Source organism: Paenirhodobacter enshiensis, from assembly GCF_000740785.1.
Taxonomy (GTDB): domain Bacteria; phylum Pseudomonadota; class Alphaproteobacteria; order Rhodobacterales; family Rhodobacteraceae; genus Rhodobacter; species Rhodobacter enshiensis.
Genome location: NZ_JFZB01000009.1, coordinates 1 through 22,404, shown reverse-complemented (window position 1 = coordinate 22,404; position 22,404 = coordinate 1). Strand labels below are relative to the sequence as shown.

Here is a 22,404-nt window from a genome sequence, read left to right as displayed (position 1 = left end):
CAATATCGGCCTTGTAGACACGGAACAAAATGGCGAAACTGTTCAATGAATTTCCATGAAATGTTCCCAATGAGGGCGGGATGGACATCGTTGACGGACTTCGGGCCTTCGTCGCCACGGCGCAGACCGGATCGTTCACCGCGGCGGCGGAGCGGCTGGGGATCTCGAACCGGCTGGTGTCGAAATACGTGGCGGAGCTGGAGGGGCGGCTCGGGGCGCGGCTGTTGCAGCGCACCACGCGCCGGGTCGGGCTGTCGCCCGAGGGCGAAGATCTGCTGAGCCGGGCGCCGGCGCTGATCGAGGCGTTCGACGACATGCTCGCGGGCGCACGGGCAGGCGCGCGCGGGCTGACCGGGATCTTGCGGATCTCGGCGCCGGTGACGTTCGGGACGCTGCATGTGAAGGACATGCTGGCGCGTTTCGCGGCGCTGCATCCGGGGTTGTCGATCGACCTGCGGCTCGACGACAGCTATGTCGATCTGGCGGCGGGGGGGATCGACCTCGCCTTCCGCATCGGAGCACCGGGGCAGCAATCGCTGAAGATGCGCCGGATCGGCGAGATCGGCGCGCGGGTCGTGGCCTCGCCGGCCTATCTGGCCGAGCATGGGCGCCCGGAGACGCCCGAGGATCTGGCCGGGCATGTCTGCATCGTCGACACCAATCGGCGCGCGCCGTTTCGCTGGCTGTTCCGCCGCGACGGCACCGAGATCGCGGCCCGCGTGCAGGGCCGGTTCATGGTGAACAGCGCGCAGGTCACCTGCGATCTGGCGGCGGCCGGGCTGGGCGTGGCCTATTGCCCGGATTTCGTGCTGGCCGAAGCGCTGGCGCAGGGCCGGCTGGTGACGCTGCTCGACGATTACGAGGGGGTGAGCGCGCCGCTGAGCGTGGTTTATCTCGGCGGCCGGGCGCTGCCGCACAAGGTTCGCGCACTGATCGACTTCGCGGTGCAGGAACTGGGCCCGGCAGTCGGCGGGCTGAGGGCGCAGGCCTCGGCCCCGCTCAGCGGCGCAGCAGATCGAGCCAGGCCCTGACCCCCGCGAGCGCTTCGGGCTCGTCGAGGAACGGCACATGGGCGCGGTCGGGGACCTCGGCGAAGATCATGTCGGGGCGGCGGCGGCGCATCTCGGCCGCGGTCGCGGGCGACAGAAGGTCCGAATTCGCGCCGCGGATCAGCGCGAGCGGCAGCCCCTGCGCGGCATCGAACCCCGACCAGCCCGTCGGCACCGGATCGCGACGGAACTGGCCGAGGAAGGCCTCGCGCAGCGCCGGATCGTAGGTGAAGCGCAACCGGCCGTCGCGCTCGACATACTGGCGCGTGACCTCGGCAAACCAGCGTTCAGGCGGCACATTGTCGAAGCCGCGCATCGCACGCGGCAGCCGGGCGGCCATGTCCTCGAAGGTTTTCGCCGCCGGATTGTGGCCGAGGTAATCGAAGATCCGGCGAAGGCCCCCCGGCGCCAGCTCCGGCCCGATGTCGACGAGGCACAGCCCCCTGAGGCGCTCATGCGCGACCTCGGCCAGGTGCATTCCGATCATGCCCCCGCGCGAGGTTCCGATCACTGCCGCCCGTTCGATTCCGAGATGATCGAGCAGGTTCAGCGCATCGCGCCCCTCGCGCCCGGCGGTATAGGTCTCGGCGCCGGTGAAAGCACTCTCACCCCGTCCGCGGCAATCCATGCGGATCAGCCGCACGCCCGTGAGCCAGGGCGCGAGATAGTCGAAATCGGCCCCGGTGCGGGTCAGCCCGGCGAGCGCCAGAACCGGAATGCCCGCGCCCTGCTCGCTCCAGGCGATGCGGGCGCCGTCATCGGCGGTGAAATATCGGATCTGCTGCATCGGACACCTCTTTCCAAGACATAGCGCCATGCAGAGCGGCGGGAAAGAGCGGCGGTCGGCACATGACATCATGTCCAGAGAAAGGATTCGAAAAACCGTCTGGATACCAATGATTTGCAAGGGGAAGTTAAGTGCAGGTTTCTGTTGCCAGGTACCTGCGAACCCCGCCTGGCCTGGCTAGAGGACAGGACTTAGTTTTCGGTACTCGAACTGCTTACGCAGCCAGAGCCACCGGAGCACGGTTGTCATTGGCAACTATCATGCTTGCACCGATAACGGTGGTAGCTCACCGGCCCGCACGAGTCACCTTTCCCCCCCAGTCGATCCTGTTTCGCCCCCAAGCCACGGCAATGATCCGTTGATTGGTGGAGGCGGGGGGTATCGCACCCCCGTCCTGCAAAGGTAGTCAATGGTCGGTCTACGAGCGTAGTCAGCTTGCGCTGACACAGCCAAGGTAGTGGGCGGCGCGGGGAAGTTCAAGGGGGCGGAAATCAGCGCCCGGGCAACCGCCGCGCCCCCTTCCCTTGCGCGTCAAATCTCCTATGCTGGCCGAAAGACGGGAGACGCCCTATGACCGACAGCATCGACTACGGCAACCTCATGCATCGCGCGATGCGCGGCCTGATCCAGACCGTGCTGACCGATGTGTCGCGCAACGGTCTGCCCGGTGCGCATCATTTCTTCATCACCTTCGACACGCAGAACCCGGATGTGCAGATCGCCGACTGGCTGCATGCCCGCTACCCCGAGGAAATGACCATCGTCATTCAGAACTGGTTCGAGAATCTCGAGGTGACGGACAAGGGATTCTCGATCACGCTGAACTTCGGCAATTCGCCGGAGCCTCTCTATATCCCCTTCGACGCGGTGCAGACCTTCGTCGATCCGTCGGTGGAATTCGGCCTGCGGTTCGAGACTCAGGACTCGGATGAGGACGAAGAGGAAGACGAGGACGAAGATGGCCCCGACGACACCCCGCCCGAGCCCGAGAAACCCCGCGGCGAGGCAGAGGTGGTCAGTCTCGACAAGTGGCGCAAGCCCTGAGGCGATCCCCGCCCCGACGCGACGCCCACGGCAGCCTTGAACCGAAACGAGGCGGGCATAGGCCCTTCCCCAGACCACACGAAACGCCCCGCGACAGCGGGGCGTTTTTTGTCGGAATGCACCGGTATTCATGCCCGGCGTCCCCGGTTTCGGAACGCCCGTTCTTTCAGAACTCCTTGCCGATCAGCCGGTCGAGCGACACCTTGCCGCCGCCGAACGCCGCGATGATCGCGGCCCCCGCCGCCCAGAAGATCGAGCCGAGTTCAGCCTTGCCCTGCACCAGACCGAGGAACACCGCCCCGCCATCCGACAACAGCCGCTTCTGTCCCGCTTCGGTCAGGTATTGCGCATTGGCCTTGAGGAACGCGATCCCCTCGGGCGTGAGAAACGCCTGACCGTAGGGGTGGGTATAGTGATAGATCAGCGTCACCACGAGAACGAAGGCATTCGCCAGCGCCACCGGCCGCGTCAGCACTCCGAGAGCGATGGCCAGACCGCCGAAGAACTGCACCGCCGACAGCAGCGGCGAGAACAGCCAGCCCGGGTAGAAGCCCATCATCTCGGCGAAGGGAATCGAGGACATCGGCGCCAGAATCTTCGACCAGCCCTCGAGCGCCAGATAGCCGCCGATGACGATGCGGAACACCGCCCGGCCATAGGGCTGCGCGAGCTTGTGATAGAAGGGCGCCATGAAGGGCAGAATCAGCCGCTCGCGCGGGCTGGAGGTCATTTCGTCCATTGTCGTCTCAATTCTCGACCGAAGCCGGACAAGCCCGGTGCCTTGTGGTCATCTCCGCCGTCGGCCCCGTTCACGGGGAGAAGCCCCGAACGAACGGCCCCGAACCGACCGGACGCCCCGAAACGCCAAAGCATAACTGACCGGCCGGTCTTGTCGCGGATCAAACCGACGGCTGAAATTCCTGTTTTCTGACCATGACTTTCGGCGATTTCCGGCATACCGCCGCATACATCTTGCTGCAGACAGATTGCATTGCGGTCGCCGCCGCCGTAAGAACCTTGCAGCTTTGCAACCCGGTTTTCATGGAGGCCCTGATGACCGCGACCCGCACCGAGACCGACAGCTTCGGTCCGCTCGAAGTTCCCGCCGACAAGTATTGGGGCGCGCAGACGCAGCGCTCGATCATCAACTTCCCGATCGGCTGGGAAAAGCAGCCCGTCCCGATCATCCGTGCGCTCGGCGTGATCAAGCGCGCCGCCGCCGAGGTCAACAAGGACCAGGGCCGGATGAAGGACGAATGGGCCGATGCGGTCATCGCCGCGGCGCAGGAAGTGATCGACGGCAAGTTCGACGACAACTTCCCGCTGGTGGTCTGGCAGACCGGCTCGGGCACCCAGTCGAACATGAACGCGAACGAGGTGATCTCGAACCGCGCCATCGAGATGCTGGGCGGCGTGATGGGCTCGAAGAAGCCGATCCACCCGAACGACCACGTCAACATGGGCCAGTCGTCGAACGACACCTTCCCGACCGCGATGCATGTGGCGATCGCCATGCAGGCGCGTGACGTGCTGATCCCGGGTCTGCAGAAGCTGTCGAAGGCGCTGTGGGCGAAGTCCGAGGAATTCAAGGACATCATCAAGATCGGCCGCACCCATACGCAGGACGCGACGCCGCTGACCCTCGGTCAGGAATTCTCGGGCTACGCGACCCAGGTCGACAAGGGCATCGCCCGCGTCGAGTCGACGCTCCACGACATCTACGAGCTCGCTCAGGGCGGCACCGCCGTCGGCACCGGGCTGAACACCAAGAAGGGCTGGGACGTCCAGATCGCGGCGAAGATCGCCGAGATCACCGGCCTGCCCTTCGTCACCGCGCCGAACAAGTTCGAGGCGCTCGCCGCCCATGACGCGATGGTGATGTTCTCGGGCGCGCTGAAGACGGTCGCCGCCGCCTGCTTCAAGATCGCCAACGACATCCGCCTGCTCGGCTCGGGTCCGCGCTCGGGTCTCGGAGAGCTGATCCTGCCGGAGAACGAGCCGGGGTCGTCGATCATGCCGGGCAAGGTCAACCCGACCCAGGCCGAGGCGATGACCATGGTCTGCGCCCATGTCATGGGCAACGATGCGGCCGTCGGCTTCGCCGGCTCGCAGGGCCATTTCGAGCTGAACGTCTACAACCCGATGATGAGCTACAACGTGCTGCAGTCGATGCAGCTCCTGGGCGATGCGGCGGGTTCGTTCACCGATCATATGGTCGTCGGCATCGAGGCCAACAAGCCGCGCATCGAGAAGCTGATGAAGGAATCGCTGATGCTGGTGACGGCGCTGGCCCCGACCATCGGCTACGACAACGCGACCAAGGTCGCGAAGACCGCGCATCACAACGGCACCACCCTGCGCGAAGAGGCCGTCCGTCTCGGCTTCGTCGACGAGGAAACCTTCGACCGCATCGTGCGCCCCGAGGACATGGTCGGCCCGTCGGAGTGATCCGAAGCAGATCGAGGCAAGAAAGAGGGCGGCCCGGACGGGTCGCCCTTCTTTCATTCCGCGCCACATATAACGTCCGCGCAAGCGGGGGTTTTCCACCCCCGCACCCCCGGAGGATATTTATGGAAAGCCGAAAGGAAAGGCCCGCCATCACTTTCGGCTTTCCATAAATATCCCGGGGGAGCCCGCAGGGCGGGGGCAGAGCGCCCACTCGCGACAGTGGCAATCGGAGCCGCCCCATGGCATGATGCGATCATGGCCGAGATCATCAACCTCACCCGTTTTCGCAAGCAGAAGGCCCGTGCGGACAAGCGCAGCGGGGCCGACGCCAATGCCGCGCGCTTCGGCCGCAGCAAGGCACAACGCGCGCTCGAAGCGGCGGAAGCCGAAAAGACGCGAGATCACCTCGACGCGCACCGGCGCGACAAGCCCGCCCCCGACGATGCCGCCCCATGAGCCGGCCCGAGAAACATTCCCTGACACTCGAGGGGCACCGCACATCGGTCTCGCTCGAACCCGAGTTCTGGCGTGCCTTCCGCGACATCGCGACGGAGCGTGGCATCGGGCTGAATGCGCTTGCCTGCGAGATCGACATTGCCCGCGGCGCGGAGACCGGCCTCGCCTCGGCGATCCGACTGCATGTTCTGGCGCATTATCGCAGCAAGACCGGCTCAGACTGACGCGGGCATGGCGGCACGCACCGAAGCTTCAGAAGCGGCGGCCAGTTCCTTGCGCGAAGCATAGTCCGCGACGCGCAGCGGATCGTGAAACACCACCTCGACCCCGCCCCGGCCGCGCGCCGACAGCACCCGCGCCAGATGCGCTCCGAACGCCATGTCTCCCCACCAGCCATAAAACCGCGGATCGACCCCCTCGGGGGCGGTATAGCGCACCGTCACCGGCTGCACCCAGGTCACCTCCGACAGCCCGCCGTTGTAGAAGGTCTGAAACAGCGAGGTCTTGAACGGCAGCACGCGTTGCCCATCGGTCGAGGTGCCCTCGGGGAAGATCAGGATCCGGGCACCCGCGCGGATCCGCGCGGCCAGCATCTCCTGCTGGGCGGCCGCCTCTTTCGGGTCGCGACGGATGAAGATCGTCCCGACCGAGCGCGCCAGCATCCCGATGCCGGGCCAGCGCGCCACGTCGTCCTTCGACACGAAAGTGACCTGCTGGCAGGCGCTCAGCGTCACGATGTCGATCCAGCCGGTGTGATTGGCGACGATCGCACCCGGATGCGCCATCGGCCGGCCGATGACGCGATAGCGCAGCCCGAAGGCCCGCACCACCTGACGGAACGCCAGACGCGGCACATGGCGCGACAGAGGCCGGGCGGCGCCGAAGGGGCGCTCAGCCAGGCGCAGCGCAAGCATCGCGGCAAGGCCGGAATACAGGATCCCCACCGCCGCCCCGCCCCGCAGCGCAGCACGCACCCACCCCGCCGTGCCGATCCGTTCGGGCGCGGGTGGCGGCGCATCGCCTTGCCAGGTCACGCTCACGACCGGGCCTCGTGTCTGCGGCTGTAGAATTCCAGATGGCGCGCCGACATCCTCTCGGTATCCATCAGCAACAACACATCCGTGGTGTTGAAGGCGCGGTCGACGAAGGCCCCCTCGCCGACGAACCCGCCAAGCCGCAGATAGGCGCGGATCAGGTTGGGCATCGCGGCCATCGCCTGACGCTTGTCGAGTGCCGACTCGGGCACCAGATCCATCTCAAGCCGCCCCGGAGCCCGCGCCTGCGGGCGCATCCCGGCGGGCGCCAGATGATGGCAATGCAGCCACGACAGCGGCATCGCCAGCGCACCGGCATCGGTGCCGTGGAACGACGCCACGCCGAACATCACCTCGACGCCACGGTCCAGCACGTAATCGGCAAGCGCCGCCCACAGCAACGGCATCGCCACGCCGCCGCGCAGATCGGCCCTCACGCAGGAGCGGCCCAGCTCCAGCAGATGCCGCCCCGACGCCCGGAGCGGCCCGAGATCGTATTCCGCATCGCAGTAATAGCGCCCGAATGTCGCCTCGCGCTCGGAATCGAGCAGCCGATACACCGCTCCGACATGATTTTCCGCGGCCGGATCCCGGGTCGGGTCGATCAGCAGCAGGTGATCCGAGACCGGATCGAACTCGTCCGTCTCCAGCCGGTTCAGCCGATCGACCCCGGGACCGTCAGCGCCCAGCTCCTCGACGAAGACCTCATAACGCAGCCGCTGTGCCGCCCGCAGGTCAGCGCCATCCCGCGCCAGGCGGATCTCGTAGGAAATCGGTTCAGTTGTCATCGCCCCGTCCGGGCCCCGTTTGTGGTCCCCGGCCGCCATCTAAGACGGGCACCGCAGGTTTCGCAATGCCCGCTCACCGGCCTTCGCGCCGGTTTGATGAGCACGCACCGCTCCCGAAGCAACGTTAATGTTTCATAAACCTTGATCCGGGATAACAAGCATGAGCTGAATTCTCTTGCCGTCGATCACCTGCTTGCCCGCATGTTCAAAGTTCACCGTGATCCTGTCGCCGACCCGCGACTGCACCTGCCCGGTGCCCCAGTCGGCGGCGAGAGGATTTCGCACCAGCATACCCGGCTCGAGAAATTCGTTCATGTCGTCATCATCTCCGGAATGGTTCATGTCCAACGATCTGTCGCCCGTCCCTGCCGAACCCGATCTCGTGGCCCTCGTCGGCTCGCGACTCTGCCATGACCTTATCAGTCCGCTCGGCGCAATCGGCAACGGGGTCGAGCTGATCTCGATGACCGGCGCCGCCGGGGGCCCCGAGATCGAGATGATCGCCCAAAGCGTGGCTGCGGCAAACGCGCGGATCCGGTTCTTCCGCCTCGCTTTCGGGCGAGCGACGGATCAGCCGGTCGGACGCGGAGAAATCGTCTCGATGCTCAGCGAATACGGCCGCGACGGGCGCACCCGCTATCTGTGGCAACCCGAGGGTGAACAGCCGCGCCGGCTGGTCAAACTTGCCCTGCTGGCCGTCCTGTGCATCGAACCGGCCCTGCCCCGTGGCGGAGAGATCCGCGTCAGCACCGCAGAAGGTCGCTGGACAGTGCGCGGCGAGGCCCGCCAGACGCGGAATGATCCCGGCCTTTGGGCGCATCTCGACGACAACGGAACGGACGCGCTCAGCCCGGCGCAGGTGCAGTTCGCGCTGCTGCCACGCGAAGCCCGGGCCGCGGGGCGCTCGGTCGGCTGGGCGCTCGACGACACAAGTGCCGAAATCCGGTTCTGAGTGCCGCGAAACACACACGCGCCAGCAGACCCCCAGAGGACGCCCCACCCTCGCCTGTCCCGCGAGGACGCGCCTCTTCTTTCGCCTTTCCTCAAATATCCCGGGGGTGAGGGCGCAGCCCGAGGGGGCAGAGCCCCCTTTCTCACGCCTTTCTCACGGCGTCCGGAACGCAGAGCCCGCTCTCAGGCCAGGCCCACTTTTCTCAGGCCCGAATCGTGCCGTCACCGGTCACCAGATACTTGAACGAGGTCAGCTGCTCCGCCCCCACCGGACCACGTGCATGGAGTTTGCCGGTGGCGATGCCGATCTCGGCCCCCATCCCGAATTCACCGCCATCGGCGAACTGGGTCGAAGCGTTCCGCATCAGGATCGCCGAATCGAGCCGCGTGCAGAACTTGTCCGCAGCCGCATCGTCTTCGGTCAAAATCGATTCGGTGTGGTTCGAACCGAAGCGGCGGATGTGCTCGATCGCCCCATCCACCCCCTCGACGATCCGCGCCGCGCAGATCATGTCAAGGAACTCGCGTCCGAAATCATCGGGCGCCGCCGCAACCGTGCCAGGCACTTTCAGCAAAGCGCCCTCCGCGCGCACCTCGACGCCCGCCGCCACCAGATCCTCGACCAGCACCGCGCCGTGGCGGTCATAGAAGGCGCGGTCGATCAGCAGGCATTCCATCGCGCCACAGATCCCGGTGCGCCGGGTCTTGGCGTTCAGCACCACGCGCCGCGCCTTTTCCAGATCGGCAGCCCCGTCGGCATAGACGTGGCAGATGCCTTCGAGATGCGCGAAGACCGGCACCCGCGCCTCGGTCTGCACAAGGCCCACCAGCCCCTTGCCGCCGCGCGGGATGATGACGTCGATCAGCCCCACCGCGCGCAGCATCGCCCCCACCAGAGCGCGGTCCCGGCTCGGCACCAGCTGGATCGCGTCCTCGGGCAGCCCGGCCGCCCGCAGCCCCCCGACAAGACAGGCATGGATCGCGCGCGACGCATTCAGGCTTTCCGAGCCGCCGCGCAGAATCACCGCATTGCCCGATTTCAGACACAGCGCCCCGGCGTCGGCCGTGACGTTCGGGCGCGATTCGTAGATCACCCCGATCACCCCGATCGGCGTGCGCACCCGGCGGATGTGCAGCCCCGTCGGCCGGTCCCATTCCTTGATGACCTCGCCCACCGGATCGGGCTGAGCCGCGACATCGCGCAGCCCCTTGACGATCGCCGCGATCCGCCCGGCATCGAGCTTCAGCCGGTCCATCATCGCCGCGCTCAGCCCCTTCTCGGCGCCATAGGCGAGATCGAGGGCGTTGGCCGCGAGAATCTCGCTCTCGCGCGCCTCGACCAGATCCGCCGCCGCATTGAGCGCCGCGGCCTTCGCCGCTGCGGGGGCATAGGCAAGCTCCGCGGCGGCAGTGCGGGCACGGCGGCCCATCGCTTCGATCTGGCTGGTCGCGTCGGTCTCTTCGGTCATGGCAGGCTCCCTTTCGGGCCTCATATAGGCGCGTGCGCCCGGATGCGGCAAGGCGGCACAAAGGCCGTCAGAGCGTTTCGCGCAAGATCCGGGCTGCTCCGGCCCTGGGCGTCACAGATGTCGAAGGGGAAATGAAAAGTGGCGCGGTTGACGGGGCTCGAACCCGCGACCCCCGGCGTGACAGGCCGGTACTCTAACCAACTGAGCTACAACCGCGCTTTTCAGCGCACGGGCGATCCGAGAGAGTGGCGCGGTTGACGGGGCTCGAACCCGCGACCCCCGGCGTGACAGGCCGGTACTCTAACCAACTGAGCTACAACCGCATTGGCCATCTCTGCCCGGATCGCTTCCGAGCGTGAGGGGGTGTTTACGCAGGCCCGCGCCCCCCGTCAAGCGGCCCCGAGCGAAAAGTTTCACAATTCTCCCAGGAAATCTTCTCCGACAAGCAAAACACAGGAATTTCCGTGCCTTGTCAGTGTTCTGGGGCGGGAATGAATTCCCGGTCGTCGCCCGGAGGCAGACGGAACCGGCCGTGCATCCAGTCCCCGGCACGCCAGGCCTCTTTCGCGGCCTCGATCCGCTCTCGCGAGGAGGCGACGAAGTTCCACCAGATGAACCGCGGCCCGCCGAGCGTGGCGCCCCCCAGAACGACAAGCCGCGCCCCCTGCGCACCCGCACGCAGCGCGATGCGGTCTCCGGGGCGGAACACCAGCATCCGGCCCGCCTCGAACACCTGCCCTGCCACTTCGACCGAGCCGGCCATGACATAGACGCCGCGGTCCTCGTGCTCGTCGGGCAGCGGCATCAGCGCATGGGCGTCGAGGTCGGCATCGGCGTAGAACAGTTCCGACGGCATGGCCAGCGGCGCGCGCTCTCCCCAGGCATTGCCCAGAACCAGCCGCACCCGCTTGCCCTCGGCGTCGAGAAACGGCAGCGCGGCCTTCTCGACATGAGAGAACCCGGCCGCCGAATCCTCGGCGCCATCGGGCAACGCAACCCAGGTTTGGATTCCGGCGAGCGTCTGCCCGCTCTGACGGACGGCACCGTCGGTGCGCTCGGAATGGGTGATGCCGTGGCCAGCACTCATCCAGTTGACCGCGCCCGGCTCGATCCACTGATCGGTGCCGAGGCTGTCGCGGTGGTGCAGCCGGCCGCGATACAGGTAGGTCACCGTCGCCAGCCCGATATGCGGATGCGGCCGGATGTCGAGCCCCTGCCCCGTCACGAACTCCACCGGGCCGATCTGATCGAAGAAGATGAACGGACCGACCATCTGTCGTCGCGCCGAGGGCAAGGCACGGTGCACCTCGAACCCACCGAGGTCGCGCGCCCGGGGCACGATCACCGTTTCGATCGAATCGACCGCATCGCCGGTCGGGATCGTCGGATCGAGAAGGGGGCTCCAGCTCATGGTCTGTGTCCTTTCGCTTGTGCTGCCGGTTCGGTTTCCTGTCGCGACAAGGATAGCGCGAAAAGCCCTCTGCGGGCATCCCCCGGTCGGAGGACGGCTCCGCACAGCCGTTGTGCCGGCCTGAACACCGAAGCGGCACGAACGGAAGCGGCACGAACGCGAAGGCGGAGGCCAACACGGAAAAGGGCCGCACCCTCGCGGGTGCGGCCCTTCTGACGTTCCCGGAGGAAAGTCTTACTCTTCGTCGGCCGCAGCGGCGCCGACTTCGTCGAACAGCTCGGCGATCTCGAACTCGGCAGCGGCATCAGCCTCGTGCTGCAGATCGACAATCGACTTGCCCGACGCCTGAAGCTCGGCCTCTTCGACCGACCGGGCGACGTTGACGACGATGGTCGCCGACACTTCCGGGTGCAGAACGACGTGCAGCTCGTGCAGGCCGAGGTCCTTGACCGGAGCCTTCAGCGAGATCTGCTTGCGGTCGATGGTGAACCCGGCAGCGGTGGCGGCCTCGGCGGCGTCACGCGGGGTGACCGAGCCGTAGAGCGCGCCCGAATCCGACGCCGAGCGGATGATCACGAAGGTCTGACCGTCCAGCTTTTCAGCCAGCGATTCAGCTTCCTTCTTGGTCTCCAGGTTACGGGCCTCGAGCTGGGCCTTCTTGGCTTCGAACGCCTTGATGTTGGCGTCCGAGGCGCGCATCGCCTTGCCCTGCGGCAGGAGGAAGTTGCGCGCGAAACCGTCCTTGACGTTGACGACTTCGCCCATCTGGCCGAGCTTGGCCACACGTTCCATCAGAATGACTTGCATGGGTCTCGCTCCTTACTTCACGGCGTAGGGGAGCAGAGCGAGGAAACGCGCGCGCTTGATGGCGCGGGCGAGTTCACGCTGCTTCTTTGCCGAGACGGCGGTGATGCGGGCCGGAACGATCTTGCCGCGCTCAGAGATGTAGCGCTGCAGAAGACGCGTGTCCTTGTAGTCGATCTTCGGCGCGTTCTCGCCCGAGAACGGGCAGACCTTGCGGCGGCGGAAAAACGGTTTGTTGGCCATGGATCAGTTCCTCTCGATCAACGACGGTCGCCGCGGGGGCCGCGGTCGCCACGCGGGCCGCGCTCTTCGCGGTCGTCACGCTTCTGCATCTGGACCGAGGGGCCCTCTTCGTGAGCTTCGACCTTGACGGTCAGAACGCGCATCACGTCGTCATGCAGACGGGCCAGACGCTCCATTTCCTGAACGGCGGCCGAGGGGGCCTCGGTGCGCAGGTAGGCGTAGTGACCCTTGCGGTTCTTGTTGATCTTGTAGGCCATCGTCTTGACGCCCCAGTATTCGGAACCGACGATCTTGCCGCCGTTATCCGTCAGGACGGTCGAGAAGTGTTCGATGAGGCCTTCGGCCTGCGCGTTGGACAGATCCTGACGCGCAATGAGGACATGCTCGTAAAGCGGCATGTGTGCTCCTGTTTCACGAGGCGGCTTCATAGGAGGGCGCAAACTTCCGCCGCCCGCCACGAGAGGCTCCGCCGGTTCAGATGAATGCGGAAGTGAGCGGGCTTATACGCGAGTGACGGGGGATTGCAAGGCCGCATCGGGCGAGTCCCCCCGCCCGGGCACGATCCCCCGACGTCTGACCTCCAACGTCTGACCGATCAGCCCGCGGCGTTGATCCGGCCCATCACCTCGGCGCCGATGGCGAAGCTGCGCTTGCGGGCTTCGGGGTCGTGGATATGGCCGGTGAGGATGATCTCGTCCGGGCGATAGGCGGCGATGTAGCGGCGCAGCTGCACCTCGACGCTTGCCGGGGTGCCGACGGCCACGACACGCAGCGCGCGCTCGGCCTGGGCAAGCTCCTGCGCGCTGGCGTGTGCGGTGAGATCGTCGACCGGCGCCGGCAGCGGGCCGGGCGTGCCGCGGCGCAGATTGACGAAATTGAGCAGCATCGACGAGCGCAGCCGGTGCGCCTCGGCATCCGTTGCGGCGGCGAACAGGTTCACCGCCAGCATGAAGCGCGGCTTCTGCATCGGGTTCGCCGCGATCTGGCTCGGCCGGAAGCGGTGACGATAAAGCTCGATCGCCTCGTCGAGATCGTCGGGTGCGAAATGCGAGGCGAAGGCGTAAGGCAGCCCGAGATAAGCCGCGAGCTGCGCGCCGAAGAGCGACGAGCCGAGCATCCACACCGGCACATGCGTGCCCTGCCCCGGCACCGCGCGCACCGGCTGACCGGGCGCCCCGTCGCCGAGAAAGCCCATCAGCTCGATCACGTCATCGGGGAAATGCTCGGCCTGCGCCGGGTTGCGGCGCAGCGCCCGCACCGTCAGCTGATCGGTTCCGGGCGCGCGCCCGAGGCCGAGGTCGATGCGGCCGGGAAACAGCGTCTCAAGCGTGCCGAAGGCCTCGGCCACCTGCAAAGGCGAGTGGTTCGGCAGCATGATGCCGCCCGAGCCGACGCGGATCTTGCGGGTATGGTTCGCCACATGGCAGATCACCACCGCCGTCGCGGCCGAGGCGATGCCGGTCGAATTGTGATGCTCGGCCAGCCAGTAGCGGTTGTAACCCAGATCCTCGGCGGCGCGGGCGAGATCGACGGTGTTGCGCAGCGCATCGGCTGCGGTGCCGCCCTCGGGGATCGGGGAAAGGTCGAGCAGGGAATAGGGAATCATCATCTTCGTCCTCAGCCGCGCCCGACAGGCGGGCCCTTTCCCCCGATCTAGGCGGCAGGCCGTATCCGTCAAACCTGGCCCCGTCAAACCTGACCCCGTCAAACCTGACCCCGTCAAACCTGGCGGCGCCGAACTCCGCACGGGCGGAGCGGCCGGGGTCAGGCGGTCTTCGGGCGGCCCCGGCTGGCGACGACGATGCCCACGAGAATCGCCGCGATGCCTGCGCCGTGATAGGGATGAAGTGTCTCGCCCAGGAACACCGCGCTGAGGATCGCGCCGTAAAGCGGCATCAGATGGATCGCCTGCCCCGCCAGCGCCGGCCCGACCGTGCCGACCGCGCGCATGAACAGAATCAGCGCGATCAGCGAAGCGACGATGCCCACATAAAGCACCGCCGCGACCGAGGCGGGCGTCAGATGCAGCCCCGGCCCCTGCCCGCGGCTCAGCACCAGAAGCGGCAGCAACGTCACCACCGCCAGCCCCAGATGCACCAGCAGCAGCCCGAGCCGGTTGATCTGCGCCGGGATCGTCGACAGTCCGAGCGTATAGAACCCCCAGCCGATCATCGCGATCAGGATGATCGGATCGCCCGGCGCGAATTGCAGCGCCAGAAGCCGCCCCAGATCGCCTTGCAGGATGATCGTCGCCACCCCCACCGTCGAAATCGCCAGCCCCAGAACCTGCACCCCGCGGATCGGCCGGCCCCAGAAGATCGCTCCGAAGATCAGGATCCACATCGGGATCGTCGAGTTCATCAGAACGCCATTGGTCGCGGTGGTGTAATGCAGCCCGTAATAGACCACGGTGTTGAACATCGTCACGCCGCAAAAGCCCACCAGCACGACCCGCACCCAATGCGCCCGATACCAGTCGGCCTGCGCGCGCACATGTTTCCAGGCGAAAGGCAGCAGCACCACGAACGCCAAGACAGAGCGCAGGAACGACAGCATCACCGGCGAGATGTCATCGCGCACCGCCCGGCCGACGATGAAATTCCCCGCCCAGAACAACGGCGGCAGCGCCAGCACCGCGACCGCCAGCCAAAGCGGCGCCCGCGGCTTCGTCTCCGGCGATGGCCTATCCGGCGCCTGAGTGTCCGGGGCTGGGTCTGCGCTCTGGGTCATGGCCGGTCCTTTTTTGTGTCAAGGGCGGTTTGATGCAGATCGCCCGGGGCTGCAAGCCTTGCGTCACGATGGATGAGCCATGCAACAATTGCATACCACGGAACACATTGCATACCATGGAACACATAGACAAAACGTCATGGCCGTGATTGCCTGTCGCGCGCACGGGATACGAGACGGGGTGCAGACAAGCTGCACGCCGCCCTGTATCTTGAGTAATGTCATCACGTCCGGAAGCCAGGGAGGAGCCACGTGACCCAATCGACCATCAGTTCCCGCATTCGCAATGCGGATTTCGCGGCGAAGATCACCACCGCCGAAGAAGCCGCGGCGATGATTCAGCACGGTGCCACGCTCGGCATGTCGGGCTTCACCGGCGCGGGCTATCCGAAAGCCATTCCGCTCGCCCTCGCTGCGAAGGCCGAGGCCGAACATGCCGCCGGCCGTCCCTACAAGCTGCGCGTTCTGTCCGGCGCCTCGACCGGCCCCGAACTCGACGGCGCGCTCGCAAAGGCCGAGGCGATCGGCTTCCGCGTGCCCTACAACTCGGACGCCACGCTGCGCGGCCAGATCAACGCCGGTGACGTCGATTACATCGACATGCACCTGAGCCACGTCGCCTGGATGACCCAGGCCGGGCTTTACGGCAAGGTCGACTACGCGGTGATCGAGATTTCCGGCATCACCCCGGACGGCAAGCTGATTCCGTCCTCCTCGGTCGGCAACAACGTCGCCTTCATGCAATGCGCCGAGAAGATCATCCTCGAGGTGAACAGCTGGCAGTCGGCCTCGCTCGAGGGGATGCACGACATCTATTACGGCACCCGCCTGCCGCCGTTCCGCAGCGCGATCCCGCTGGTGAAACCCGACGAACGCATCGGTTCGCCCTATTACGAGATCGACCTGTCGAAGGTCGTCGCGGTCATCCCGACCGACATCCCGGACCGCAACGCGCCCTTCGCCCCTCCGGGCGAGGATGCGCAGGCCATCGCGGGCTACCTGCTCGACTTCTTCCAGCATGAAGTGAAGATGGGCCGCCTGCCGGCGGGGCTGCTGCCGCTGCAATCGGGCGTGGGCAACGTGCCGAACGCCGTGATGGCGGGCCTGTGCGAAGCGCCGTTCGAGCCGATGACCGCCTTCACCGAAGTGCTGCAGGACGGCATGCTCGACATGATCGACGCCGGCAAGCTGCGCATGGCCTCGGCCACCGCCTTCTCGCTGAGCCCCGAGCGCGCCCATGACCTGAACGAGCGCGCCCATATCTACCGCGAGAAGCTGATCTTGCGTCAGCAGGACATCTCGAACCATCCCGAGCTGGTGCGCCGTCTGGGCATCATCTCGATGAACGGGCTGATCGAGGCCGACATCTACGGCAACGTCAACTCGACCAACGTGATGGGGTCGCGGATCCAGAACGGCATCGGCGGGTCGGGCGACTTCACCCGCAACGCCTTCCTGTCGATCTTCCTGACGCCCTCGACGGCGAAGGGCGGCAAGATCTCGGCCATCGTGCCGATGGCGGCGCATGTCGACCATATCGGCCAGGACGTGCAGGTGATCGTGACCGAGCAGGGTCTGGCCGACCTTCGCGGCCTCGCGCCGCGCAAGCGCGCCGTCGAGATCATCAAGCACTGTGCCCATCCGGCCTATCGCCCGATGCTCGAGGATTATTTCGAGCGCTCGATGAAGGACAGCTTCGGCAAGAACAATCCGCATCTGCTGAACGAGGCGCTGTCCTGGCATCAGCGTTTCGTCGAGACCGGCTCGATGATGCCCTGAGCGGCACCTGGCCCAAGGGTGTCGGGGGGCTCTGCCCCCCGCTGCGGCGCGGCCGCAGCTCCCCCCGGGATATTTGAGGAAAGATGAAAGGAGGGGCAGGCCGCGCGGCCTGCCCCTTTTTTCACCGGCGTCAGCTTTCATGGATGCCGGTTTCCGGGCTTGCCGTGCCGGACGGCGCGCCGCATATATCGGCCATGCTTGAACATTGCACCGCAGAGCTGATCGACGATGGCACCCGGTTCCGCATCCGGCGCGGCGCCTGGTCGAACGACTATCCGATCGGCGAACTCGATGGCTGGATCGACTTCTACACCCGGGTGCGCGCCGATCATCCGAAATCGCTGACGTCCTATGACGAGACCATCGCCGCGCTGGAGGCGCTGAAGGCATCGCTGCAGCCCAGGGGGTAGGCGCGTCTCAGGTGCGCCAGCCGAGGCGCCGGGCGATGGCATAGGCGATCTCGGTCGCCGTGCCGAGCACGAGCCCGGCGGCGACGGTCACCGCCTCGAGCAGCGCCGGATCGGTGGCGAGCGCCGCGCCGGTGTCGGCGCCGAGCAGCCCGCGCGCGACCAGCGCGCCGGCGAGATAGCGCAGGATATTGCGCACGATGGCGGGATTGAGCGTCATTCCGGAATCTCCTCTTCGGTGATGAGCATGGCCCAGCTGAGCGGGCCGGCGATGCCGTCTTCGGTCAGGCCGCGGGCACGCTGGAAGGCGCGCAGCGCGGCTTCGGTCAGGGTCCCGAACCGGCCATCGTCCGTCAGCGCCTGCCCGAGGCCCCGGGCCAGCGCGCGTTGCAGCCGCGCAACCGGCGCCCCTTGCATCCCGCGCCGCAGCAGCGCGGTGTCGAGGGGCGTCAGCGCAGCTTCGTAATCGTCGGCGAGCGCGGCGATCCGGTCGGCGCAGTCGAGGCCGTTGACGATCCGCCGCGCCTCGGTGAAATCGCTTCCCCCGGCCGAGATGAACTGCCCGAGGCGCCGACCGGTGAACCAGCCCTCGGTCATGCCCCGCACCAGCACCCGGGCCGCGATGTCCGGTTCGAGCGCACGGTCGGGATCCGCCAGCAGATCGACGCCGAGCGCCTCGCCCGCGCGCAGGTAATTGGCCCGCCAGGTCAGCTGCACGAAGCCGCGCCCATACCACGGCGCATAGCGCAGCCCGTCGCGATAAGCCCCGGCCCGCGCGCCGAGATAGAAGGCCTCGCGCACCGGCCGCATCGTGCCGGCCGTCTCCCAGCAGGCTGTTGCCAGCACATAGGCGGTTTGCGGCGCGCTCAGCCCCGCTTCGGCAGCGACCGAGAGCACCCGCCCCGTCTCGCCCCGCGTCAGATCCACGGTCATGTCAGAAAATTCCCCATGCAAAGATGCGAGGACTTTTCCCCAGACGGGTAAATGCGGCCCGAGGGCAGCGTGCGCTGCGGCAACGGTCGCGGGGGTCAGGGCGTATTCGGCACGCCCGGAAACCGACAAACGCCGGATTCATATATTGGACAGATTCTGGCCAATGACCTAGACAGCCGGTCGCAGCCCGGTCAGACGCGGGCGGATCCCCGAGGGAAAACCGATGAACACGCCCGTCAGATCCGGAAGACGCACCCTGGGCACAGCTTCGGCATGACGCGGCTGGTTCTGGTTCCGGGGCTGCTCAACGATGCCGATCTGTGGCGCGATCAGATCGCGGCGCTGGCGGGGTTGTGCACGCCGGTCGTGGCCGACATCACCCGGGGCGAGACGCTCGGGGCGCTGGCGGAGGCGGTTCTCGATGCCGGAGGCGCGCGCTTTGCGCTGGCGGGGTTCTCGCTAGGCGGAATCGTCGCGCAGACAGTGATGCGGATCGCGCCCGAGCGGGTGTCGCATCTGGCGCTTCTGGACACGACGATGCTGCCCGACAGCCCCGGCCGCGCCGAGGAGCGGAGCAATCTGATCGCGCTTGCCCACAACGCGGGCAGGTTCCACGGCTTCGGCGAAAAGCTGATCGCACGCTATTTCGCGCCAGAACACCGCACCGACGCCACGATGACCGACCGGGTGCGCGCCATGACGACCCGCCTCGGGCCCGAAGTGTTCATCCGGCAAAGCCGTCTGCACCGTCCCGACAACCGAGAGATGCTGAAGACGGTCACGGTGCCCACGCTGGTGCTGTGCGGGGCGCACGATCTGCTGACCCCGCCGCAGCTGCACCGCGAGATGGCGGCGCTGATCCCCACCGCCCGGCTGGTCATTGCCAACCACGCCGCCCATATGACGCCGATCGAGGCCCCCGAAGTGGTCTCGGGCGCGCTGGCGAGGCTTCTCGGGCGCTGAGACCCGGACGAATTCCGGCGCGCCGGATCAGACGTGCTGGCCGCCGTTCACCTCGATCTCGGTGCCCGAAACGTAGCTCGACGCGGCTGTGCACAGGAACCAGATCACCTCGGCCACTTCCTCGGGTTCGCCGAGCCGGCGCAGCGGCAGCGCGGCCGCCAGTTTCTCCGTTCCGGGGCTGAGGATCGAGGTGTCGATCTCGCCGGGCGCGATGGCGTTCACCCGAACGCCGAGCGGGCCGAAATCATGGGCCATCTCGCGCGTCAGCGCCTTCAGCGCCGCTTTCGAGGTCGCATAGGCCGCGCCGGCGAACGGATGCACCCGCGAGCCCGCGATCGAGGTGACGTTGACCACCGCCCCCTTCGCCGCCGAGAGTTCGTCCTTCAGCCCGCCCGCCAGCCAGATCGGCGCGAAGAAGTTGACGTTGAACACCGTAGTCCAGGTGGAATGCGCGGTCTCGATCGAATTGAGCCGCGCCCCGCCCACTCCCTTGGGCGAAATTCCCGCGTTGTTCACCAGCGCGTCAAGCCGGCCGTCCAGCCGGCCGCGAATGTCCTCGAGCGCCGCAGCCGTCGCCGCGGGGTCCGACAGATCAATCTGGATGTGATTCTCGGCACCCATCCAGGGGCAGCGCGGATCGAACGCCTGGCGCGAACAGGTCAGGATACGCCAGCCCTCGCGGTCGAAGCGCTTCACCGTCGCATGGCCGATCCCCCGGCTTGCCCCCGTCAGCAAGAGCACCTTGCGATCGTCCATCAGACCCTCCGTCGGTTCAAGGCGCGCACGCCTTCCAGAACGCGCAACGTAGGCCTGCGCGCGCGATTGGCAATACCCTTGGCATACCTCCGCTTTGGCCGTAACAAGAAGCCCGAGGTTTCCGGGGAAAAACGCATGAGAAAGCAACCCATGGATCGTGACTGGATCACCACCGCCCGGACGCTGTCCGAGGCCCTTCCCTATCTGCAGCGCTACAGCGGCGCCACCGTCGTGGTCAAGTTCGGCGGCAACGCCATGGGCGACGACGAGGCGATGGCCGATTTCGCCCGCGACGTCGTGCTGATGAAGCAGGTGGGAATGCACCCGGTCATCGTTCACGGCGGCGGCCCGATGATCAACGAGATGCTGACCAAGCTCGGCATCAAGTCGGAGTTCATCCGCGGCAAGCGCGTCACCGACAAGGCCACCGTCGAGGTGGTCGAGATGATCCTCTCGGGGCTCGTCAACAAGCGCATCGTGCAGGCGATCAACGATCAGGGCGGGCGCGCGGTCGGCATCTCGGGCAAGGATGACGATCTGATGGTGTGCGAGCACGACGATCCCGAGCTGGGCTTCGTCGGTCGCCCGGTCGAGATGAACGTTCAGGTGATCCGCGATCTGAACGAGGCGGGCATCATCCCCGTCATCGCCCCCGTCGCCACCGGCACCGAGGACAACGAGACCTTCAACGTCAACGGCGATACCGCGGCGGGCGCCATCGCGGGCGCTCTGCAGGCCGACCGGCTGCTGCTTTTGACCGATGTCGCCGGCGTCAAGGACAAGGCGGGAGACGTCATCACCCAGATGTCTCCCGAGCAGGTCGCCGTGCTGATCGAGGACGGCACGATCTCGGGCGGCATGATCCCCAAGGTGGAAACCGCTCTGAAGGCGGTGCGCGAGGGCGTGCGGGCGGTTGTGATCCTCGACGGGCGGGTGCCGAACGCGTGCCTGCTCGAACTGTTCACCGAACATGGTGCGGGTTCGATGATTCGCTCGACTGCGCCGCGGGTGAAGCCGCACACGCGCTGAGCGCTCCGGCACCGGGGCAGACGCCGGGGTCCGCGACAGCGCGGGCGCCGGCGTTTTCGTCCGGGAAGCCCGGCGCGCCCCGGGGGTTGTGCCCCGGCCCGCTTCGGGGCGATACAGGGGCGCACGGCGACGACGAGGACTAACAGCATGGCACGGAACAAGCGCGACACATCCTTGCGGAAGGTGCAGCTTGCGGCACTCGGCGTGACGATCGCGGCGCTCGCGGCCATGGTCTGGGTCGCGCTGCGCGGCCCCGAAGGCGGGCCGGACCTCGGTCAGGGCGACTATGCGCTTCAGGCGACCGACGGCACGCCGTTCACCGAGGCCACACTGCACGGCAGGCCCTCGGCGGTGTTCTTCGGCTATACTCATTGCCCCGATGTCTGCCCGACGACGCTTGGCGACGTGGCAGGCTGGCAACGCGACCTCGACAGCGCGGCCTCGCAGCTGCGGATCTTCTTCGTCACCGTCGACCCCGAGCGCGACACCCTGCCGATGCTGCGCGACTACCTGTCCTGGACCGACGGGGTGATCGGCGTGACCGGCCCCCGCCCCGAGATCGACAAAGCCATCGCGGCGTTCCGGATCTATGCACGCAAGGTCCCGGGACAGGGCAGCGATTACACGATGGATCACACCGCTTCGGTCATGCTGTTCGACAGCGACGGCCGCTTCGTGGAGAAGATCGCCTATCAGGAGCCGATCGAAACCGTTTTGCCGAAACTGCACCGTCTCATCGGCATCGAACACTGACACGCGCCCCGGCAACCGGCACGGGACAGCGGGTGCTGCCCGGCGTGAAACGGGCCGCAAATCCGGGGCTTCAAATCCCCGATCCGAGTCGCTAGAAACACTTGACCGTCCGCTCTCCAGAGGGGCGGGAATGGCGGGTGATTAGCTCAGTTGGTAGAGCGTCTCGTTTACACCGAGAATGTCGGGGGTTCGAGTCCCTCATCACCCACCATATAAATCAATAGCTTATGACGTTTTTCCAAGTTTCCCCCAGGTCCATCGAACCTGATGGGAAGTTCTTGCGCCACTTCCACGGCATCTCGAACTCACTCGCCCAGGTGCCGCGGCGCGCCGTTTTGGCTTCGGCCTCCCTCCGGGACACAGGCTGTCGAATACACGGGGCGAAAAGCGGTCGGTCGGGGCACGGGACACCGCCGACAGCCCACGGAAGTTAGCTGCGAAGCGCACGATCTGAGCACCGCGACGGCGTGGTCCCCGAAGCCTTCCGCATCGCGGGGCTGGCTGGGGAAGGCAAACTCGACATGGCGCCCGATCGCGCAGTTCGGCTCGCCTGTCGCGACGCGTTTCGAA

General features: G+C 66.6%; 26 protein-coding genes, 3 tRNA genes and 1 other RNA gene. 12 read left to right on the top strand and 18 right to left on the bottom strand.

Annotated elements, in window-relative coordinates:
* Window positions 1-80: 80 nt before the first annotated feature.
* A complete protein-coding gene (locus tag CG50_RS06835; protein WP_051909653.1) occupies window positions 81-1,031 on the top strand; it encodes a LysR family transcriptional regulator in 951 nt (316 codons plus the stop codon).
* On the opposite strand, the gene CG50_RS06830 is transcribed toward CG50_RS06835, so the two are convergent.
* Together CG50_RS06830 and ssrA are read right to left on the bottom strand one after the other, a co-directional pair.
* Window positions 1,000-1,836 (bottom strand): alpha/beta fold hydrolase, encoded by an 837-nt coding sequence (locus CG50_RS06830; RefSeq protein WP_036636404.1) that lies wholly within the window; start codon window positions 1,834-1,836, stop codon window positions 1,000-1,002. The two genes, CG50_RS06835 and CG50_RS06830, sit on opposite strands and share 32 nt — an antisense overlap.
* A 130-nt stretch (window positions 1,837-1,966) precedes the next feature.
* Window positions 1,967-2,320, bottom strand: a transfer-messenger RNA (tmRNA) gene (ssrA, locus tag CG50_RS16525).
* An 86-nt stretch (window positions 2,321-2,406) separates the two neighbouring features.
* Here ssrA and CG50_RS06825 point away from each other — a divergent pair.
* A complete protein-coding gene (locus tag CG50_RS06825; protein WP_036636402.1) occupies window positions 2,407-2,880 on the top strand; it encodes an SspB family protein in 474 nt (157 codons plus the stop codon).
* A gap of 166 nt (window positions 2,881-3,046) precedes the next feature.
* On the opposite strand, the gene CG50_RS06820 is transcribed toward CG50_RS06825, so the two are convergent.
* Entirely contained in the window at window positions 3,047-3,619 is a 573-nt protein-coding gene (locus tag CG50_RS06820; RefSeq protein WP_036636401.1) for a DoxX family protein, read from the bottom strand.
* A gap of 314 nt (window positions 3,620-3,933) precedes the next feature.
* On the opposite strand from CG50_RS06820, the gene fumC reads away from it, so the two are divergent.
* From fumC to CG50_RS06805, 3 genes are all read left to right on the top strand, one after another.
* Window positions 3,934-5,328: a class II fumarate hydratase gene (fumC, locus tag CG50_RS06815; protein WP_036636657.1), complete on the top strand. Its 1,395-nt coding sequence runs from the start codon at window positions 3,934-3,936 to the stop codon at window positions 5,326-5,328.
* Between the two features lie 255 nt (window positions 5,329-5,583).
* The gene (locus tag CG50_RS06810; RefSeq protein WP_036636399.1) at window positions 5,584-5,784 is read left to right on the top strand and encodes a DUF4169 family protein; all 201 of its coding nucleotides are present in this window, start codon (window positions 5,584-5,586) and stop codon (window positions 5,782-5,784) included.
* The gene (locus CG50_RS06805) at window positions 5,781-6,008 is read left to right on the top strand and encodes a ribbon-helix-helix domain-containing protein (RefSeq protein ID WP_036636396.1); all 228 of its coding nucleotides are present in this window, start codon (window positions 5,781-5,783) and stop codon (window positions 6,006-6,008) included. The genes CG50_RS06810 and CG50_RS06805 overlap by 4 nt, the downstream gene beginning before the upstream one ends.
* On the opposite strand, the gene CG50_RS06800 is transcribed toward CG50_RS06805, so the two are convergent.
* The 3 genes from CG50_RS06800 to CG50_RS06790 all read right to left on the bottom strand — a co-directional run bounded on the left by CG50_RS06800 (window position 6,000) and on the right by CG50_RS06790 (window position 7,921).
* On the bottom strand, window positions 6,000-6,824 hold the full coding sequence (locus CG50_RS06800) for a lysophospholipid acyltransferase family protein (RefSeq protein WP_081880321.1): 825 nt from the start codon (window positions 6,822-6,824) through the stop codon (window positions 6,000-6,002). The genes CG50_RS06805 and CG50_RS06800 overlap by 9 nt on opposite strands.
* The gene (locus CG50_RS06795; protein WP_036636395.1) at window positions 6,821-7,606 is read right to left on the bottom strand and encodes a GNAT family N-acetyltransferase; all 786 of its coding nucleotides are present in this window, start codon (window positions 7,604-7,606) and stop codon (window positions 6,821-6,823) included. Before CG50_RS06795 ends, CG50_RS06800 begins: the two co-directional genes overlap by 4 nt.
* 132 nt (window positions 7,607-7,738) lie before the next feature.
* Complete coding sequence (locus CG50_RS06790) at window positions 7,739-7,921, bottom strand: DUF3553 domain-containing protein (protein ID WP_036636653.1); 183 nt, start codon at window positions 7,919-7,921, stop codon at window positions 7,739-7,741.
* A 25-nt stretch (window positions 7,922-7,946) separates the two neighbouring features.
* Between CG50_RS06790 and CG50_RS06785 the strand changes: the two genes are divergently transcribed.
* Window positions 7,947-8,558: a histidine phosphotransferase family protein gene (locus CG50_RS06785; protein ID WP_051909651.1), complete on the top strand. Its 612-nt coding sequence runs from the start codon at window positions 7,947-7,949 to the stop codon at window positions 8,556-8,558.
* Window positions 8,559-8,760: 202 nt separating this feature from the next.
* On the opposite strand, the gene CG50_RS06780 is transcribed toward CG50_RS06785, so the two are convergent.
* The 9 genes from CG50_RS06780 to CG50_RS06740 all read right to left on the bottom strand — a co-directional run bounded on the left by CG50_RS06780 (window position 8,761) and on the right by CG50_RS06740 (window position 15,214).
* Window positions 8,761-10,026: a glutamate-5-semialdehyde dehydrogenase gene (locus CG50_RS06780; RefSeq protein WP_036636394.1), complete on the bottom strand. Its 1,266-nt coding sequence runs from the start codon at window positions 10,024-10,026 to the stop codon at window positions 8,761-8,763.
* A 139-nt stretch (window positions 10,027-10,165) separates the two neighbouring features.
* Window positions 10,166-10,242 (bottom strand) — tRNA-Asp (locus CG50_RS06775).
* 30 nt (window positions 10,243-10,272) lie between these two features.
* Window positions 10,273-10,349: transfer RNA gene (locus tag CG50_RS06770), tRNA-Asp, on the bottom strand.
* A gap of 149 nt (window positions 10,350-10,498) precedes the next feature.
* Window positions 10,499-11,437: a pirin family protein gene (locus CG50_RS06765; protein WP_036636390.1), complete on the bottom strand. Its 939-nt coding sequence runs from the start codon at window positions 11,435-11,437 to the stop codon at window positions 10,499-10,501.
* 234 nt (window positions 11,438-11,671) lie between these two features.
* Window positions 11,672-12,244 (bottom strand): 50S ribosomal protein L9, encoded by a 573-nt coding sequence (gene rplI / locus CG50_RS06760; protein WP_036636388.1) that lies wholly within the window; start codon window positions 12,242-12,244, stop codon window positions 11,672-11,674.
* 12 nt (window positions 12,245-12,256) lie between these two features.
* A complete protein-coding gene (rpsR, locus tag CG50_RS06755; RefSeq protein WP_036636385.1) occupies window positions 12,257-12,484 on the bottom strand; it encodes a 30S ribosomal protein S18 in 228 nt (75 codons plus the stop codon).
* Window positions 12,485-12,501: 17 nt separating this feature from the next.
* Entirely contained in the window at window positions 12,502-12,882 is a 381-nt protein-coding gene (gene rpsF / locus CG50_RS06750; protein ID WP_036636384.1) for a 30S ribosomal protein S6, read from the bottom strand.
* Between the two features lie 197 nt (window positions 12,883-13,079).
* Entirely contained in the window at window positions 13,080-14,090 is a 1,011-nt protein-coding gene (locus CG50_RS06745) for an LLM class flavin-dependent oxidoreductase (protein WP_036636649.1), read from the bottom strand.
* 158 nt (window positions 14,091-14,248) lie between these two features.
* Window positions 14,249-15,214 carry a DMT family transporter gene (locus CG50_RS06740; protein ID WP_051909648.1) on the bottom strand — a complete coding sequence of 322 codons (966 nt, stop codon included), beginning with the start codon at window positions 15,212-15,214 and terminating at the stop codon, window positions 14,249-14,251.
* A 252-nt stretch (window positions 15,215-15,466) separates the two neighbouring features.
* On the opposite strand from CG50_RS06740, the gene CG50_RS06735 reads away from it, so the two are divergent.
* Window positions 15,467-16,993 carry an acetyl-CoA hydrolase/transferase family protein gene (locus tag CG50_RS06735; protein WP_211248576.1) on the top strand — a complete coding sequence of 509 codons (1,527 nt, stop codon included), beginning with the start codon at window positions 15,467-15,469 and terminating at the stop codon, window positions 16,991-16,993.
* Between the two features lie 194 nt (window positions 16,994-17,187).
* Complete coding sequence (locus CG50_RS06730; protein WP_036636383.1) at window positions 17,188-17,403, top strand: hypothetical protein; 216 nt, start codon at window positions 17,188-17,190, stop codon at window positions 17,401-17,403.
* Window positions 17,404-17,410: 7 nt separating this feature from the next.
* On the opposite strand, the gene CG50_RS06725 is transcribed toward CG50_RS06730, so the two are convergent.
* Window positions 17,411-17,620, bottom strand: coding sequence for a hypothetical protein (locus tag CG50_RS06725; protein WP_036636382.1), 210 nt, complete (start codon window positions 17,618-17,620; stop codon window positions 17,411-17,413).
* The gene (locus tag CG50_RS06720) at window positions 17,617-18,333 is read right to left on the bottom strand and encodes a peptidoglycan-binding protein (RefSeq protein ID WP_081880320.1); all 717 of its coding nucleotides are present in this window, start codon (window positions 18,331-18,333) and stop codon (window positions 17,617-17,619) included. The genes CG50_RS06725 and CG50_RS06720 overlap by 4 nt, the downstream gene beginning before the upstream one ends.
* A gap of 273 nt (window positions 18,334-18,606) precedes the next feature.
* Here CG50_RS06720 and CG50_RS06715 point away from each other — a divergent pair, with 273 nt between their 5' ends.
* Window positions 18,607-19,296, top strand: a complete 690-nt coding sequence (locus CG50_RS06715; RefSeq protein WP_036636380.1) for an alpha/beta fold hydrolase — start codon at window positions 18,607-18,609, stop codon at window positions 19,294-19,296.
* Between the two features lie 27 nt (window positions 19,297-19,323).
* On the opposite strand, the gene CG50_RS06710 is transcribed toward CG50_RS06715, so the two are convergent.
* Entirely contained in the window at window positions 19,324-20,052 is a 729-nt protein-coding gene (locus CG50_RS06710; protein ID WP_036636378.1) for an SDR family NAD(P)-dependent oxidoreductase, read from the bottom strand.
* Window positions 20,053-20,202: 150 nt separating this feature from the next.
* Here CG50_RS06710 and argB point away from each other — a divergent pair, with 150 nt between their 5' ends.
* From argB to CG50_RS06695, 3 genes are all read left to right on the top strand, one after another.
* Window positions 20,203-21,081 carry an acetylglutamate kinase gene (argB, locus tag CG50_RS06705; protein WP_036636376.1) on the top strand — a complete coding sequence of 293 codons (879 nt, stop codon included), beginning with the start codon at window positions 20,203-20,205 and terminating at the stop codon, window positions 21,079-21,081.
* Window positions 21,082-21,228: 147 nt separating this feature from the next.
* Window positions 21,229-21,834, top strand: coding sequence for an SCO family protein (locus CG50_RS06700; RefSeq protein ID WP_036636374.1), 606 nt, complete (start codon window positions 21,229-21,231; stop codon window positions 21,832-21,834).
* Window positions 21,835-21,969: 135 nt separating this feature from the next.
* A tRNA-Val gene (locus CG50_RS06695) sits at window positions 21,970-22,045 on the top strand.
* Window positions 22,046-22,404: the final 359 nt, after the last annotated feature.